General features: G+C 72.1%; 15 protein-coding genes and 1 pseudogene. 6 read left to right on the top strand and 10 right to left on the bottom strand.

Annotated elements, in window-relative coordinates; translation table 11 throughout:
- Positions 1-225, bottom strand: a pseudogene (locus ABS78_RS23925) (aminotransferase class IV); the annotation flags it as partial.
- Positions 222-1,604, bottom strand: a complete 1,383-nt coding sequence (locus tag ABS78_RS14660) for a chorismate-binding protein (RefSeq protein WP_363083315.1) — start codon at positions 1,602-1,604, stop codon at positions 222-224. The gene ABS78_RS14660 and the pseudogene ABS78_RS23925, both read right to left, overlap by 4 nt.
- 90 nt (positions 1,605-1,694) lie before the next feature.
- Here ABS78_RS14660 and ABS78_RS14665 point away from each other — a divergent pair, with 90 nt between their 5' ends.
- A complete protein-coding gene (locus tag ABS78_RS14665; RefSeq protein WP_293380641.1) occupies positions 1,695-2,552 on the top strand; it encodes an enoyl-CoA hydratase-related protein in 858 nt (285 codons plus the stop codon).
- 5 nt (positions 2,553-2,557) lie between these two features.
- Here the strand turns inward: ABS78_RS14665 and dgcA are convergent, their stop codons facing one another.
- Positions 2,558-3,577 (bottom strand): N-acetyl-D-Glu racemase DgcA, encoded by a 1,020-nt coding sequence (gene dgcA, locus ABS78_RS14670; protein WP_293380644.1) that lies wholly within the window; start codon positions 3,575-3,577, stop codon positions 2,558-2,560.
- An 86-nt stretch (positions 3,578-3,663) separates the two neighbouring features.
- On the opposite strand from dgcA, the gene ABS78_RS14675 reads away from it, so the two are divergent.
- The gene (locus ABS78_RS14675; RefSeq protein ID WP_293380647.1) at positions 3,664-4,485 is read left to right on the top strand and encodes a YciC family protein; all 822 of its coding nucleotides are present in this window, start codon (positions 3,664-3,666) and stop codon (positions 4,483-4,485) included.
- Here ABS78_RS14675 and ABS78_RS14680 read toward each other — a convergent pair.
- Genes ABS78_RS14680 through ABS78_RS14705 form a run of 6 tightly spaced genes read right to left on the bottom strand, consistent with a single transcriptional unit; the run spans position 4,478 to position 10,512 of the window.
- Entirely contained in the window at positions 4,478-5,407 is a 930-nt protein-coding gene (locus ABS78_RS14680) for an RDD family protein (RefSeq protein ID WP_293380650.1), read from the bottom strand. The two genes, ABS78_RS14675 and ABS78_RS14680, sit on opposite strands and share 8 nt — an antisense overlap.
- Complete coding sequence (locus ABS78_RS14685) at positions 5,404-6,402, bottom strand: stage II sporulation protein M (protein WP_293380653.1); 999 nt, start codon at positions 6,400-6,402, stop codon at positions 5,404-5,406. The genes ABS78_RS14680 and ABS78_RS14685 overlap by 4 nt, the downstream gene beginning before the upstream one ends.
- A complete protein-coding gene (locus ABS78_RS14690; protein ID WP_293380656.1) occupies positions 6,402-7,715 on the bottom strand; it encodes a DUF58 domain-containing protein in 1,314 nt (437 codons plus the stop codon). Before ABS78_RS14690 ends, ABS78_RS14685 begins: the two co-directional genes overlap by 1 nt.
- 4 nt (positions 7,716-7,719) lie before the next feature.
- Complete coding sequence (locus tag ABS78_RS14695; RefSeq protein ID WP_293380659.1) at positions 7,720-8,676, bottom strand: MoxR family ATPase; 957 nt, start codon at positions 8,674-8,676, stop codon at positions 7,720-7,722.
- The gene (locus ABS78_RS14700) at positions 8,663-9,883 is read right to left on the bottom strand and encodes a hypothetical protein (protein WP_293380662.1); all 1,221 of its coding nucleotides are present in this window, start codon (positions 9,881-9,883) and stop codon (positions 8,663-8,665) included. Before ABS78_RS14700 ends, ABS78_RS14695 begins: the two co-directional genes overlap by 14 nt.
- Positions 9,880-10,512: a DUF4129 domain-containing protein gene (locus ABS78_RS14705; protein WP_293380665.1), complete on the bottom strand. Its 633-nt coding sequence runs from the start codon at positions 10,510-10,512 to the stop codon at positions 9,880-9,882. The genes ABS78_RS14700 and ABS78_RS14705 overlap by 4 nt, the downstream gene beginning before the upstream one ends.
- 167 nt (positions 10,513-10,679) lie before the next feature.
- Here ABS78_RS14705 and ABS78_RS14710 point away from each other — a divergent pair, with 167 nt between their 5' ends.
- Positions 10,680-11,705, top strand: a complete 1,026-nt coding sequence (locus ABS78_RS14710) for an adenosine deaminase (RefSeq protein ID WP_293380668.1) — start codon at positions 10,680-10,682, stop codon at positions 11,703-11,705.
- Here the strand turns inward: ABS78_RS14710 and ABS78_RS14715 are convergent.
- Positions 11,675-12,103 carry a GNAT family N-acetyltransferase gene (locus ABS78_RS14715; RefSeq protein WP_293380671.1) on the bottom strand — a complete coding sequence of 143 codons (429 nt, stop codon included), beginning with the start codon at positions 12,101-12,103 and terminating at the stop codon, positions 11,675-11,677. The genes ABS78_RS14710 and ABS78_RS14715 overlap by 31 nt on opposite strands.
- A gap of 86 nt (positions 12,104-12,189) precedes the next feature.
- Between ABS78_RS14715 and ABS78_RS14720 the strand changes: the two genes are divergently transcribed.
- From ABS78_RS14720 to ABS78_RS14730, 3 genes are all read left to right on the top strand, one after another.
- Positions 12,190-13,407: a parallel beta-helix domain-containing protein gene (locus ABS78_RS14720; protein WP_293380675.1), complete on the top strand. Its 1,218-nt coding sequence runs from the start codon at positions 12,190-12,192 to the stop codon at positions 13,405-13,407.
- 10 nt (positions 13,408-13,417) lie between these two features.
- Entirely contained in the window at positions 13,418-14,443 is a 1,026-nt protein-coding gene (locus tag ABS78_RS14725; RefSeq protein ID WP_293380678.1) for an SO2930 family diheme c-type cytochrome, read from the top strand.
- 95 nt (positions 14,444-14,538) lie between these two features.
- Positions 14,539-15,612, top strand: coding sequence for an NADH:flavin oxidoreductase (locus ABS78_RS14730; protein ID WP_293380681.1), 1,074 nt, complete (start codon positions 14,539-14,541; stop codon positions 15,610-15,612).
- The last annotated feature ends 195 nt before the right edge of the window (positions 15,613-15,807 follow it).

The following is a 15,807-nucleotide window of genomic DNA, read 5'->3' on the forward strand; positions in this document are numbered from 1 at the left end:
CGCGGGCCGTCCGGCGGCGGCCCGCGCGGCTTCGGCCAGGGCGGCTTCGGCCGCCGCCGTCAGGTCCGCCCGCGCAGGCAAGGGAAGACCCAGGGCGCGGCAGCCGCGCTCCATGCGTTCGACATGGTCGTCCCAGTATTCCAGCACCCCGCCCGCCCACAGCACCGTTTCGAACAGGCCGTGGCCCAGGGTGAATCCGCGGTCGTTTAGGGCGATGTCGCTCATCTTGGGGCGTCCGCAGCGGGTTCGGTCAACGCCTTCAGGATGGCGCCGATCTTGGCCGTGGTCTCGTCCGTCTCGGCGACGGGATCGCTGTCGGCGACCACACCGCCCCCGGCGCGCGCTTCGAACGCCCATCCCGCCGGATTTTCGGTCAGCTCCTCGACCAGCGCCACCGTCCGGATGAGCACCGAAGCCTCCAGCGCACCGTCGACACCCGCCCAGAACAGGCTGCCGCAGTAAGGGCCGCGCGGGGCCTCGTGGTCGGCGATCACCCGCATGGCCTGCAGCTTCGGAGCGCCCGTCACCGAGCCCGGCGGGAAGGCCGCCAGAAAAGCGTCCCAGGCGCTCTTGTCCGGGGCCAGCCGCGCCCGCACCGTGGAGACCAGGTGATGGACGTTGGCGTAGCTGCGCACGGCCGCGAACGCCGGGACGCTCACCGTGCCGGGTTCCGACACCCGCGCCAGGTCGTTGCGCATCAGGTCCACGATCATCAGGTTCTCGGCCCGATCCTTGTCGCTGGCCGCAAGCTCCGCCGCCAGGGCGGCGTCCGAGGCCGGGTCCGCGCCGCGCGGCCGGGTGCCCTTGATCGGCCAGGTCTCGGCCCACAGCCCGCCCTCGCCGGGCCGCACCGACAGGAAGCGCTCGGGCGAATTCGACACCAGCGCCCGCCCCGGCAACCGCAGCCAGGCGGCATAGCCGGCCGCGCTGCTCGCCGCGAGCCGGCGGAAGAGGTCGTAGGGCGTCACGTCCGCCTCGAGCCGGCCGCGCCAGGCGCGGGCCAGATTCGCCTGGAAGATCTCGCCGGCGGCGATCCTCGCCACCGTCTGCGCGACGGCGGCGGCATGCGCGTCGTCCGTCACCGAAAGCTCGACGGACGCCGCCAGAACGTCCCGGCGGGACGGGGGTCTTGGGGCGTCCAGCCAGCTCAGGGCGAAGTCGGCCGCCGCCGCCGCCGCGCGAGGATCGGGTCCGCGACCGATGGCCAGCGCCCGCCGTCGATCAGCGTGGAAGGCCAGCAGCGCCGGATAGCGCAACAGGGTGAGGTCGGGCCAGACGCCGTCGCGGGCCTGCGGCGTGGTGGGCTCGAGCACCGCGCCCAGTTCGTAGCCGGCCAACCCCACCACCCCGCCCAGGAACGGCGGGCCATCCGTCGGCGGTTGGGGCGGTCCCAACAGGCCGGCCAGGTCCAGGCTGTCCTCCGACACCGCATCGGGCCGGCGGAGGACGTACGACCAGCCCTCGGCCGACAGCAGCACGCAGCCGTAGGTCTCGTCCGCGAAAGCCGCGCCGACAGCCACGGGATCGGCCCAGGCCGTCGCGCGCACGGCGAGGCAGGCCAGCGGATCGGCGATCGACGGGGGGTGTGGGGCGGCGTGCGGCACGCCGCCGCCTATAGCGCATCGCGGGCCGGTTGACCTTCCGCCTCGTCAAGCGCGCCCCCTGCCGGAAACAGACGACCAGGGAGGACGACGTTGGCCTACGAAACCATCCTCTACGAGATCGAAGGCCCGGTGCTGACGGTCACGCTGAACCGGCCCGAGAAGCTGAACGCCTACACCGCCGTCATGGGCGCGGAACTGGCCGACGCCTTCCACCGCGCCGACGCGGACGACGACGTGCGCGTGGTGATCGTCACCGGCGCGGGCCGTGGTTTCTGCGCCGGGGCCGACATCTCGGGCGGCGCAGGCGCGTTCGACGCCCAGGCCGAGGGCTCGGTCGCCTTCGCCGCGCCCGGTCAGGCGCGGCAGGCCGGGGGCGGCTTCGTGGAAGCCATCTTCAACTGCCGCAAGCCGTCCATCGCGGCGATCAACGGCGCGGCGGCGGGTGTGGGTGCGACGCTCACCCTGCCGATGGACATCCGGCTCGCCGCCGAGACCGCGAAGATCGGCTTCGTCTTCGCCCGTCGCGGCCTGGTGCCCGAGGCCGGCAGCGCCTGGTTCCTGCCACGGCTGGTGGGCCTGCCGCAGGCGCTGCGCTGGTGCCTGACCGGCGCGATGGTCGGCCCTGACGAGGCCCACGCCGCCGGCCTCGTGGCCGAAGTTACACCCCTGGACGAACTGATGGCCCGCGCCCGTGCGCTGGCGCTGGAGATCGCCGAGAACACCGCCCCGGTATCGATCGCGCTGGCCCGTCAGATGCTGTGGCGGTTCTCGGGCGAGCCCGATCCCTGGGGCCTGCTGAAGGTGGACGGACCGCTCAGCCTGCAGCTCGGCGCAGGCGCCGACGTGCGCGAGGGGGTCGGCGCCTTCCTGGAGAAACGCCCGCCCCGCTTCCCTGGCAAGGTGTCCACCGACATGCCGCCGGGCTATCCGTGGTGGGAGAAGGCGTAACCCACTCAGGGACGCGGGCCGGGGTCGCCCCAGAATCCCGCGTCCGGCGGGTGCAGCACGCCCCGCTCGATGCGGCAGCCGCCGGGCCGGTCGCGCGTCAGCCACCAGGGGCCGTCCAGGTCGACCGCGTCGGCGCCGGCCCCGATCCAGAGCGCGGGCGCGATCGCCAGGGAACTCGACACCATGCAGCCGGCCATCAGGCCCAGGCCCAGTCGGCGCGCCTCGGCCGCCATCGCGAGCGCCTCGGTGAGGCCTCCGGCCTTGTCCAGCTTGACGTTGACCACCTGATAGCGGTCGGCGACCCGGGTCACGTCGGCGGCGGTGTGGACGGACTCGTCGGCGCAGAGCGGCGCGGGATAGGCCAGGCCGGCGAGCGCGGCGTCCGCGTCGGCCGGCAACGGCTGCTCCACCATCGCCACCGGCAGCCGGGCGATCAGGTCGGCGAGGCCCATGAGGACATCCAGGGTCCAGCCCTCGTTCGGGTCCACGATCAGGCGGGCGCCGGGCGCGGCCCGCGCCACCGCCAGCAGGCGCGCCCCAGGATCGTCGGCGTCCAGCTTCACCTTCAGCAGCGGCGCGTCGGCCGACGCCACGGCGGCGGCGGCCATCGCCTCGGGGGCGTCCAGGCTGATCGTCACCGCCGTCGCCATCGGGCCGGGCGCTTGTCGGCCCAGCCGCGCAGCGACGCTCTTGCCCGAGCGCCGCGCCTCCAGGTCCCGGAGCGCGCAGTCCAAGGCGTTGCGCGCCGCGCCTGCGGGCATGGCCGCCGCGACGGCGCGGGCGGGCTCGCCCCGCGCGATCCGGCCCGACGCCTCCGCCAGCGCGGCGAGCACCGTGTCCGGCGTCTCGCCGTAGCGGGCGTAGGGGACGCATTCGCCCAGGCCCAGCCGATCGCCGTCGCGGACCTCCGCCACCACCACCTCGGCATGGGTCTTCACGCCGCGCGAAATGCGGAAGGGCGCCTTGAGCGGCAGGCGCTCGGCGTGCGCGGTCAGGACCTCGGCCACGACGGCGTTCTCCCCCATCCCCGCCGCCACGTCGACAGGGCCAGCAACCCGTGATTACTCTCGGGTCAGACATCGCCCCCCCGGGGACGATTGGGGGGAGCGACATGACGGACACCACCGCCGCGGAAACGCGCAAGCTCGACATCGGCCGCGTGATGGGCGGCACGTTCTCGGTCATCGGCCGGAATTTCGTGACCTTCGCGGTCCTGGGTCTGATCCTGGCCGGCCTGCCGACCGGGCTGATGTACGTTCTCCAGACCTCGGCGATGACCGAGCAGCTCGCCGCGATGGAGACGGGCGACCTCGGCGCAACCGGCGCCTATTTCGGCAATGTCGGCCTGAGTGTGGTGGTCCTCATGATCACCACCGCCATCCTTCAGGGCGCGCTCATCCATGCCGTCGTCCAGGATTTCAGCGGCGCCCGCGCCTCCATCGGCGAGGCCCTGGCCACCGGACTGCGCGCCTTCCTCCCGCTGATCGCGGTGAGCATTCTCTACACCCTGGCGATCATGCTGGGGTTCGTTCTGCTCATCGTGCCCGGAATCATGATCGCCATCGCGCTGTGCGTCTGCGCGCCCGCGGTCGTGGCGGACCGGTCGGGAGTCTTCGGCGCTTTCACGCGCTCGCGCGCCCTCACCCGCGGCAACCGCTGGCGGATCTTCGCCCTGTTCGTCGTTCTCTTCGTGCTCCTGATGGTGGTCGGCGCCGTCGTCGCCGTCGTCGCGGGCGCGCTGGCCTTCGCGAACCCCACCGCCCTGCAAGACCCGAGCGCCCTGGCGACCAACCCGCTGATGATCGCGCTCAACGTCGTCCAGCAGACCCTATCCGCCATCCTCAGCGCGGCGCTGATCTCGGTGCTGTACGTCGAGCTGCGTCAGGCCAAGGAGGGGCTGGGCGCAAAGGACCTGGCCGACATCTTCAACTGACGTCGAACTTGTCCCGACGGCGGCGGCCGAACAGCAGGCGGCTCTCCAGCCGCCCTCGGAGCGCGACGTAGTAGGCGTTGAGGAAGGTGACGTCGGCCGTGTCGGCGGGCCCTTCCCAGGCGATCTTGTCCCGGATACGCCCGGCCACCGCCGCCATCGCCTTTCGGTCGCCCGCCCGGATCACGTCTTCCAGCACGTGGAGTTCGCGGATGCCGTAGGCGTCGAGCTGGGCCGGCGAGAACGCCAGCCCGCTGGAGACGCGACGGTCGGCGTCGGCGAGGTCGGCCTGCAGCACGCGCCGGGGCGCCTTCACGACGATCGTTCCCGCCACGAGGTCGCCCAGCCGCCGCCGGTCGGCGTTGAACAGCGGGAACAGGACCAGCACCAGGCTCCAGATGGCGCCCAGGCCGATGAGCGCGGCGTCTACCCCCTCGCCGCGCATCATGAAGAAGGTGGCGGGCAGGAACACCTCGACCTCGCGCATGGCGTTCCGCGCGAAGACCGCGTCGGCGGTGAGCCGCCCCCCGTCGGCCGAGGCGACCCGGAGGCCCATCAACCGCTTGCCCGGCGTCGCCGCCCGCGACCGCGCCTCGAACCAGAAGAAGTAGAAGTTCCGGCCCAGGAACCAGCCCAGGATGGCGACGATCACCGCCCCCTGTCCCAGCCACGTCGCACCGGTCGCCCAGACGGCCAGGGCCACCATCAGACCGAACACCAGCAGGCCGGCGCCCAGGATCAGCAGGTCGAGAGCCATGGCGCTCAGCCGCTCGCCGTATCCGCCCACCTGGAGCCGGAGGTCCACGCCTTCGGGGGTGACCAGTTCGCGATAGCCGTCGAAGCGGCGTCGGGCCCCGCGGCCGCGCGCCGGGCGGCGTCCCCAGAACGACCGCCGCGTTCCGGCGGGAGGGGCGGGCGCGGTCACGACGCAGCTTTCCGGGGCCAGTAGAAGTAGGCCAGCCAGCCCGCCAGCGTCGTGGCCGCGATGGCGTAGCGGACGAGGTCGTGGGTGATGAGCTGGCGGCCCAGCCCCTCCAGCAGGCCGGCGACCATCAGCATGCAGACCACGCCCGCCATGGCCGTGGCCGCGCGCCGGCCCGCGGCGGCGGCGGCGTCCAGGCGCGTCCGGTCGCCGGGGAAGATCACCGACCAGCCGATGGAGAAGCCCGCCGCGCCAGCCAGGATCACCGCGAACAGTTCGGTGGCGCCGTGGATCATCAGCCATCCGCCAGCCTCGAAGCCCAGGTTGCGCGAGGCGAACAGAGCCAGGAAGGCGCCCAACATGCCGCCGTTCAGCACCATCAACGCCGCCGTGGGCGCGCAGAGCAGGAAGCCGAGGGCGAAGGCGAACAGCGCCACCTGGGCGTTGTGGGCGAAGAGGAACGCCGCGAACACCGTCAGCCCGTCGCCGACGCTGGCGTCGTGGTCGTAGAGGGTCTCGCGCAGGAACTCCGTCGACGCCGACGGATCGCGGCCGCCGGCCAGTCCCGGATTGACGAAGCTGTGGAACCAGTCCGGGTCGCCCGTCACCAGCAGGAAGGCCACCAGGGCGGCCACCGCCGAGATCGCAAACGAGGCCAGGGTCTCGCGCCACAGCGCCTGCACCGCGTTCGGCCAGTCGTATCGGAAGAAGCGGGCCAGCCGCTCGGGCAGGCGGGTGCGCGCGCCGTAGACGAAGAAGTAGGCCCGCGTGCAGAGGCTCTCCAGATAGCCGGTCAGGCTCTGATCCAGCGAGATCGAACGAGCCACCGACAGCGACGACAGCGCCTGACGGTAGAGCACCGGCATCTCCAGAAGTTCGTCGGGGGACAGGCGGGCCGCGCCGCCGGCCTCCGCCTTGTCCAGCAGCCGCTCCAGGCGCCGCCAGTCCGCCTCGCGCTCGGCCCGGAACCGCCAGCTCTTGAGGTGCAGCTCGGACATCAGACCAGTCCCCGCCGCTTCACGTCGAGGTATTCGTTGAGCAGCACCGAGGCCAGGGCGTCCGCGGGCGCGTCCACGATCTGGGCTCCCAGCCGGCGCAGGCGGGCGGTCACCGCCTCGCGCTGGCGCAGGAGGCGCTCGGCGATGACCGTGCGGGTGACGTCCTCGGGGGTGACCGGCTCGGCCGTCACCCGACGCTCGACCTCCTCGTCGCGGAACACCACGAACAGGACCACGTGCGTGCGCAGCAGCCGCGCGACGTTCTCCACCATCAGCTCGGCCGAGGTGGCGTCGGCGAAATCAGTGAAGACCACCACCGTCGCCCGCCGGTCCAGCCGCCCCGACAGCGCCGTGAGGCCCAGGGTGAAGTTGGTCTCTTCCACCGAGTAATCGATCCCGGCGCAGATCCGCTGGACCAGGGGGAACGCCGACGGTCCCGAGGCCGCGCCGCTGGCCACCCGCGGTCTGGAGTCGAAGGCGAAGACCCCCACCCGGTCGCCCATCCGGAGCGAGACGAAAGCCAGCAGCAGCGCGGCGTTGATCGACCGGTCCAGTCGCGGCAGGCCGGCGACGGGGGCGCTCATCAGCCGGCCGCAGTCCAGCGCCAGCATCACCTGGTGGTTCCGCTCGGTGCGGTATTCGCGGCCGATCAGGCGGGCGTGGCGGGCGCTCTGCTTCCAGTCGATGTCGCCCAGATCCATGCCGGTCTGGAATTCCTTCAGCGCGTGGAACTCGGCGCCCTCGCCCGTGTCGATCAGCGGCTTGGCGCCCAGCGGCGCGTCGCGGGCGAACAGCCTCAGCGCCTGTTCCTTGACCCCGGCAATGTCGGGCAGGATCGGTACGACGGCGCCCGGCGACACCTCGCGTTGCAGCCACATCAGCCCCAGCGGCCCACGCCAGCGCACCCAAAGCGCCTCGACCCGCCCCTCGCCGCGGCGCACGGCCTCCAGGGTCAGCTCGGCCTCGGCCCGGCCCTCGCGCGTCGCCAGCACCCGCCGGTCGGGCGTCACCGTCAACCGCGGTCCCACGCCCGCCGCCACCTCCACGCGCGGCGGCGCGGCCCGCTCGAAGGCGGCGGTGACCCGCAAGGTCTCGGGCCGCCCCATGCCCATCAGCGGCGGCGCGGCGGCGGACAGCGTCAGCGCACGCGGCGAGGCCGCCAGCATGACGTCCGCCAGCATCAGGCCCACGGCCAACAAGATCCACGCCGCCGCCAGCGTCCAGAGCTGGGGCGCGGCCACGGCCAGGGCCAGGGCCGGCGCGGCGCCGGCGGCCATCAGGCCGATCGCCCGGGCTGTGGGATAGAGGCCCACCGGGTCAGCGCGGGGCGGCGGCCAGATCGACCAGCCCCTGCAGGATCTGGTCGGGGCGGCGGCCGTCGATCTCGGCGGCGGGCGACAGGATCACCCGGTGACGCAGCAGCGGCAGAGCCAGGGCCTTCACGTCGTCGGGGATGGCGTAGTCGCGTCCATCCAGGGCCGCGCGCGACCGGGCCGCCAGCGCGAGCTGGGCGGCGGCCCGCGGCGATGCCCCGCTGGCCAGGTCGGGCGTCTCGCGGGTGGACCGCACGAGGTCCAGCACATAGCCCACGATCTCGTCGGTCAGGCGGACGGCGGCCACCGCCTTGTGCGCCTCGTCGAGCTGTTTCGCCGTCACCGCCCGGCCGACGCCGCGCGCCGCGGGATCGACATGGCCGGCCTGCACGCCGTACTCGGCCACGATGCGCCGCTCCTCCTCCCGGCTGGGGTAGCCGAGCGTCTGCTTGAACAGGAAGCGGTCGAGCTGGGCCTCGGGCAGGGGATAGGTGCCCTGCTGCTCCAGAGGGTTCTGGGTGGCGACCACCATGAAGCGCGCCGACAGCGGCCGGGTCTTGCCGTCGATGGTGACCCGGCGCTCCTGCATCGCCTCGAGCAGGGCCGCCTGGGTCTTGGGCGGCGTGCGGTTCACCTCGTCGGCCAGCAGCAGTTCGCAGAACAGCGGGCCCTCGGTCAGCGAGAAGGTCGAGGTCTGGAAGTTGAACACGTTCGAGCCGATGATGTCGGCCGGCATCAGGTCGGGCGTGAACTGGATGCGCCCGAAGTCGAGGCCCAGGGTGCGCGCGAAGCACTGGGCCAGGAACGTCTTGGCCACTCCGGGGGGCCCCTCCAGCAGCACGTGGCCGCGCGCGAACAGCGCAGTCAGCAGCAGGTCGATCGTATCCTCCTGCCCGACAACGGCCTTGGCGATCTCGGCGCGGACGCCGGCGGCCAGGGCCTTCACCTCATCGACGGTCACGCGTGAGTTCTCCCTTCCAGTCGTAGAGCTTGCGGGCGACCCCCAGCAGGTCGTCGCGGGTCTTCGCGCCCTGAGCCTCGGCGGCCATCTCGTCGGGCGAGGCGACACCGCGGCGTCGGGCCAGGTCGTCCAGCCAGTGTTCCTGGGCGGCGTGACCGCCCCCGGCGCGGATCACCATCCGGCGGATCACGCCGGCGTAGGCCGGGGCGAACTCGGCTTCCTTGCGCGCCATGCGGATCAGGTCGGCGGAATTGTCCACCAGCGCGCCGGCGCCCAGCGCGAAGGCCCGGCCCTCGCGGCGCGGCTGGCCGAACCGCGCCAGGGCGTGCAGCGCCATCAGCACCGTGGCCGCCAGGCCGATCAGGGTGGCCGCCAGCCACGGCGGCTCCAGCATCAGCCGGCCCAGCCCGCGCCCGCGCGCCAGGCCGTTCAGCGTCACGTCGAAGAGGATGGGCCGCTCGCCGCCGGCGCTGGCGGCCGACAGGATCGCCGCGCCGGCGCGCGCGTTGGCCAGTTCGGCCAGGCCCTGGTTGTTCAGCAGGTCGGGATCGGCCAGCAGGAGGATCTTGGGGTTTTCGACGGCGTAGGCGAGGACGATCTCGCCCTTCTCGTTCACCAGCGCCGGCGCCCAGCCCTCGCCGGTCACGGTCTGGAGCCGGTCGATCGGCCCCAGCGGCAGCACCGTGCCGGGATCGAACGGCCCGCCGGCGCCACGCAGAATCGGGCGCGTTACGGCCGAACCCGGTGTCAGCCGCGTGGCCTTGGCGTACCGCGACAGCAGCCGGTCGACGTCGCGGGCCGGCCGGACGTCGACCTTGCGCACCGCGCCCCGGCGCAACGGGTCGGGTGAGACCGCCCATTTCGGCATCACGATCAGGACGGCGGCGGCTTCGGCGAACGGATCCAACGCCTGGGTCCGCTCATGGCCTTCGGGCGTGACGACGACCACGGCCTCGGCCAGCCCGCGCGGCGGGCTGCGGCTCACGCTGGCCGTCTCGCCCAAATTCCGGGCCAGGATCGGCGCGGCGGCGAAGCCGATCGCCGATCGCGACATCGCGTGCGCCCGCCCGTCGTTCCCGCTGCGCAGGTCGGGCGCATAGGCCGCCAGGACGGCCATGGCGGCGAACGCCACGACCCCAACGCCGATCAACGCCAGGATCGTCCGCGGCCGGAACGCGGGCGCGGCGGGCGTGGGCGCCTCGCTCATCGCCACCCCTCGGCGAAGGCGAACGCCTCATAGTCCGCGCGCGCCTCGCGGAACGCGTCGGCCCCGGCGGGCCGGCCGCCGAAGAACGTCTGCTCCACCGCTCCGGCCAGACGCGCGAACGCCGCCCGCGCCGCCGGCGGCAGGACCGAAAGGCCGGCGATATCGCGGCTGGTCAGGGCGGGGCGCACCACGCCGGGGCGGCGGCCCGCGAGATCGTCGATGGACCGGAACAGCAGGACGTGGATCGCCTCCTCGAACCGGCCGGCCTCGGCCAGGCGGTCGGCGTCCTCCAGCAGCGCCCGCGCCGCCGCGGCGTCGGGCCGCCAGTCGGCCACGTCACTCACCGTCGACCTTCGGCGGAACCAGGACTCCGGCGCGAATTCCCGCGCGACCAGATAGACGATGAACAGGACCCCGGCCGCCACGCCGGCCCAGAACACCACGACCATCACGGGCGCGATGACCTCCAGGAATTCGGCCAGGCCCTTCAGCCAGGGCGGCGGCTTCGGCGCCGGCGGCGCGCCCTTGAAATCGAACTGGATCCCCGGCGTTTCCAGCAGGGCGCGATGGGCGGCGGCGAGTTTCGCCTCCGCGGCCCGACCGCCGTCCGCCGCCACATCGCCTTGCACGCACGCCCCCCGGTTGCGACGCCAGCCTAGATCACCCACCGCCGTCCGCAAGCCGGGCCCGCCCCGGCAGAGTCCGGGGTCGTCCTGGCCCAAGCGTTTGGCCCCCCAGGCCCGGCGCAAGACCCGCAAACCTTGAACCGACCGCAGGTTCGGAGTTGGGTGGCCGGATGAGTGATCTCCCGACCTTCGTCCAGGGCCTCCCCAAGGCCGAGTTGCACCTGCATATCGAGGGCAGTCTCGAGCCCGAACTGATGTTCGAGCTGGCCCGCCGCAACCGCCTCGACCTGCCCTTCCGCTCCGTGGAGGAGGTGCGCGCCGCCTACGCCTTCGGAAACCTCCAGGACTTCCTCGACATCTACTACCAGGGCGCCGGCGTGCTCAGGACCGAAGAGGACTTCAAGGATCTCGCCCTGGCCTACTTCCGCCGCGTCGCCGCCGACGGCTGCCGCCATGTAGAGCTGTTCTTCGACCCCCAGACGCATACGGACCGCGGCATCCCCTTCGCCGTCGTCGCCGACGGCCTGCTGGCGGGAATGGCCGAGGCCGAGACGTCGCTGGGCGTCGGCTCGGGCCTCATCCTCTGCTACCTGCGCCACCTGGACGAGGACGCCGCCTTCGCCACCCTGCGCATGGCCGAGCCCTACCTGGACCGCATTCTGGGCGTGGGCCTGGATTCGTCCGAGGTGGGCCATCCCCCCTCCAAGTTCGCCCGCGTCTTCCGGGCCTCGCGCGAACGGGGCCTGAAGCTGGTGGCCCACGCCGGCGAGGAGGGGCCGCCGGAATATGTCTGGGAGGCGCTGGACGTCCTGGGCGTCGATCGCATCGACCACGGCAACCGCGCCCTGGAGGACCCGAAGCTGGTCGAACGCCTGGTGGCCGACGGCATGACGCTCACCGTCTGCCCGCTCTCGAACCTCAAGCTGTGCGTGGTGGACGACCTGGCCGAACACCCCCTGAAGCGGATGCTGGGCCTGGGCCTGAAGGCGACGCTGAACTCGGACGACCCGGCCTACTTCGGCGGCTACCTGGGCCGAAACTGGATCGCCACGGCCGACGCCCTGGGCCTGACGAAGGCGGAACTGGTCACGCTCGCGAAGAACAGTTTCACCGGCTCGTTCCTGCCGCCCGAAACCGTGCAGGCCCGCTTGGCCGAGATCGACGCCTACGCCTCGTCCAGCGCGTACTCGCAGTAGGCCACCGCCTGCATCTCGGCGCCGCGGCCGGCGTAGAGCGCGCGGGCGGGGTCGTTGTCGAGTTCGGTGGCCACCCAGGCGACGGCGCAGCCATTCGCACGGCCCCAGTCGGTGAGATCTTCCAGCAGGCGCGAGGCGATCCCTTCCCGCCGCCACGCCTCGGCGACGCCCAGGTTGTCGATGTAGAGCGCGGGCGGGGCGTCGGGCTGGCGCGTGATGACGCCCCGGGCCTGACCGATCACCACGCCGTCCGCCACCGCGCAGACCAGCAGGTGGCCCGGATCGGCGAGATAGGCCGCGAGGTGACGGGGGTCGATCTCATGGTCGAAGACGTCGGCCTCGACCCGGTTCAGCAGGCCCGCCCCGGCGGCGGTGATGCGCAGGATCCGAGCGTCCATGGGCGCCACCTTAGGGCTTGCGCGCTCGAGTTGAACAGCGTCTCCTCAAACCTGAACGGCGCGTCACGATGCCGGGGAGGATCCTGATGCCGAAGCTGATGCTGGCCCTGCTGGCCGCCACCGCGCTCACGGGCGCGGCCCACGCGAAGACCATTGCGGTGCCCCCCGGCCCCGACGCCCAGGAGCGGATCCAGACCGCCCTGCTGGATGCGAAGCCGGGCGACGTGGTCCAGATCGCCGCCGGCCGGTACGATCTGGTCGACGGCCTCTCGCTGGACGTGGACGACGTGACGGTGAAGGGCGCCGGCCCCGAGGCCACCATCCTGTCGTTCAAGGGCCAGAAGGGCGCGGGCGAGGGCCTGCTGGTCACCTCGGACCGCGTGACCATCCGGGACCTCGCCGTCGAGGACACACGGGGCGACGGACTGAAGTCCAAGGGCTCCGACCAGATCAGCTTCATCAACGTGCGCGTCGAATGGACAGGCGGGCCGAAGGAGACCAACGGCGCCTATGGCGTCTATCCCGTCTCGTCCAGCAACGTGCTGATCGACCGCGCCGTGGTGCGGGGGGCTTCGGACGCCGGCATCTATGTGGGCCAGTCGAAGAACATCGTGGTCAAGCGCAGCCGCGCCGAGTTCAACGTGGCGGGCATCGAGATCGAGAACTCGATGAGCGCCGATGTCTTCGACAACGTGGCCACCCGCAACACCGGCGGCATCCTGGTGTTCGACCTGCCGAACCTGCCGGTCATGGGCGGCCACTCCACCCGCCTGTTCCGCAACCGTGTCGTGGACAACGACACGCCCAACTTCGCGCCCGCCGGCAACATCGTGGCCGGCGTGCCGGTGGGCACGGGCGTGATGATCATGGCCAACCGGAACGTCCACGTCTTCGACAACGAGATCGCCGGCAACCAGTCCACCGCGGTGATGCTGGTCAGCTACACTCAGAAGTTCGACGACAAGACCTACAACCCCCTCGCCCGGGACATCGTGGTCCGCGACAACCGGATCGGCCGCAACGGCTGGGACCCGAAGTTCGCGGGCGGCGACATCATCAAGGGGCTGTTGGGTCGCGACATCCCGCCGGTGATGTGGGACGGCGTCACCAGCCACCCGCAGAACAGCGACCCCGTGCGCATGCGCCTCACCGACGGTCCCGTGCTGAACCTGCGTCTGCCCGGTCCCGGCCAGGTGGACAAGGCCAATCCGGACATGACGCCGAACGTCGCCATCGACGGCGCGGCCGTGGCCGAGCCGGCGCCGGTCGTCCTGCCCAAGGCGCAGGCCGACCTCGGGGCCTGAGGCCGGCGCGGTGCGGTGGCTCGCGGCCCTCGCCGCCCTTCTCTGCCTGGGCGCCGCGCCGCCGCCAGGGCCTGTGGCGCTGGACGTCCTGCTGGCCGAGACGCCGGCGCCCAAGCTCTCGGACTACCGTCTGTTCACCGGCCCCGGCCAGGCCACGCCCAACGCCGGCCTGACCCCCTACGACCTGAACACTCCGCTGTTCAGCGACTACGCCGAAAAGCACCGCTTCCTCTACCTGCCGCCGGGCGCGAAGGTCCGGTATCGCGAGCACGGCGCATTCGAGTTCCCCATCGGCGCCGCGCTGGTGAAGACCTTCGGATATCCCGGCCGGCGTCTCGAGACCCGGCTCCTGATCCGCAAGACGGAGGGATGGACCGCGTTCGCCTATGTCTGGAACGACGATCAGACAGAGGCGGTGCTGCGGCGCGCCGGCGCCCGCCTGGAAGCCCGTTTCACCGATCCCCAGGGGCGTGCGCGAACGGTGGAGTGGGCGGTCCCCAACCAGAACCAGTGCAAGGAATGCCATCAGCTCGACAGGACGCTGGTTCCCATCGGTCCCAACGCCCGCAACCTCAACCGCGACTTCGCCTATGCTTCCGGGCCGCAGAACCAGCTCGCCCACTGGACGCGCGCGGGCCTGCTGGCCGGCGCGCCGCGGCCCGAGGCCGCGCCCCGCACCGCCCGCTGGGACGATCCCGCCGCGCCCCTGGCCGACCGGGCGCGAGCCTATCTCGACGTCAATTGCGCGCACTGCCACAACCCGCGCGCCGTGGCCTCGAACTCGGGCCTGTACCTCGACCTGGACGAGACCCGGCCGGCTGCGCTAGGCGTCGGCAAGGGGCCGGTGGCCGCGGGCCGGGGATCGGGCGGGCTGCGCGTCGGCATCGAACCCGGTCGGCCCCAGGCCTCGATCCTCGTCCACCGCATGACCTCCACCGAGCCCGGCGTGATGATGCCCGAACTGGGCCGCACGCTGACGCACGACGAGGGCCTGGCCCTGGTCCGCGCGTGGATCGCCGAGATGCCGCGGCCATGAGGCCGCCGCGCTGATACGGCTTGCAGAAAGGCTGGTTTGCCGGCCGCTGCGGAAGCCCTCTATCCACATCCGACACCCCAGCCTGGAGCCCGACCTTGGCCGACCTGTTCTCGCCCCTGACCCTGGCCCACGGCCCGGCGCTCAAGAACCGCTTCATGCTGGCGCCGCTGACGAACCTCCAGAGCCATCCCGACGGCGTGCTCTCTGACGACGAGTTCCGTTGGCTCACGCTGCGCGCCAAGGGCGGCTTCGGCCTCACAATGACCTGCGCGGCCCACGTTCAGGCGGTGGGCCAGGGCTTCCCCGGCCAGCTCGGCATCTTCGGCGACCAGCACCTGCCGGGCCTCACCCGCCTGGCCGCCGCGATCAAGGGCCACGGCAGCGTCTCGTCCGTCCAGCTCCACCACGCCGGCAACCGCAGCCCCAAGGACCTCGTCGGCCAGCCCGTCTGTCCCTCGGACGATCCCGAGACCGGCGCCCGCGGCCTGTCGCTGGGCGAGGTGGAACAGCTCGTGGAGGATTTCGTCGCCGCCGCCGTCCGCGCCGATCAGGCCGGGTTCGACGGCGTCGAGATTCACGGGGCCCACGGCTATGTCCTGGCCCAGTTCCTGTCGCCCGAGATCAACCGCCGCGAAGACCGCTATGGGGGCTCAATCGAGAACCGCGCCCGGATCGTCTTCGAGATCATCGACGGCGTGCGCGCCCGCACCCGCCCCGACTTCCAGGTGGGCCTGCGCCTCTCGCCCGAGCGCTTCGGCCTGCGGCTGGCCGAGATCCGCGACACCGCCCAGGCCGTCCTCACGGACGGCCGGATCGACTACCTCGACATGTCGTTGTGGGACGTCTTCAAGGAACCGGTCGAGGAAGCGTTCAAGGGCCGGAGCCTGATGAGCTGGTTCACCGACCTCGACCGCGGGAACGTCCGGCTGGGCGTGGCCGGCAAGATCACCACCCCGGCCATAGCGGCGAAGATGCTGGACGACGGCGCCGACTACGTCCTGATCGGCCGCGCCGCCATCCTGCACCACGACTTCCCGGAACGCGCCCGCGACCCGACCTTCACGCCGATCGCCCTACCCGTCACGGCCGAGCATCTGCAGAATGAGGGCCTTGGCCCCGCGTTTGTGACCTATATGGCCACCTGGCCCGGCTTTGTTCAGGCCGCGTGACGTGCGGCGGGCCGCGACCAGGTCGGCCACCATCACGCCCGACAGGATCGTCGCATACGCCACGAAGGCGCACAGGATCACATAGGGTTCCGGCCACATCGCGGGTCCTCCCGACCTTGGCCGCAGGATGCCCGCGTCAGGCGTCCGAGGAAATTTCGTAGCGACCCCTACGGGAAACTACGGAGCCCGCAACAC

The sequence above is a fragment of the Phenylobacterium sp. SCN 70-31 genome (assembly GCF_001724605.1).
In the GTDB taxonomy this organism is placed as follows: domain Bacteria; phylum Pseudomonadota; class Alphaproteobacteria; order Caulobacterales; family Caulobacteraceae; genus Phenylobacterium.

Coding starts and splice junctions, on each gene's coding strand:
- ABS78_RS14675 (WP_293380647.1), top strand. CDS start 3,664: ATGACGGACACCACCGCCGCGGAAACGCGCAAGCTCGACATCGGCCGC.
- ABS78_RS14685 (WP_293380653.1), bottom strand. CDS start 6,402: ATGTCCGAGCTGCACCTCAAGAGCTGGCGGTTCCGGGCCGAGCGCGAG.
- ABS78_RS14710 (WP_293380668.1), top strand. CDS start 10,680: ATGAGTGATCTCCCGACCTTCGTCCAGGGCCTCCCCAAGGCCGAGTTG.
- dgcA (WP_293380644.1), bottom strand. CDS start 3,577: ATGGGGGAGAACGCCGTCGTGGCCGAGGTCCTGACCGCGCACGCCGAG.
- ABS78_RS14715 (WP_293380671.1), bottom strand. CDS start 12,103: ATGGACGCTCGGATCCTGCGCATCACCGCCGCCGGGGCGGGCCTGCTG.
- ABS78_RS14720 (WP_293380675.1), top strand. CDS start 12,190: ATGCCGAAGCTGATGCTGGCCCTGCTGGCCGCCACCGCGCTCACGGGC.
- ABS78_RS14700 (WP_293380662.1), bottom strand. CDS start 9,883: ATGAGCGAGGCGCCCACGCCCGCCGCGCCCGCGTTCCGGCCGCGGACG.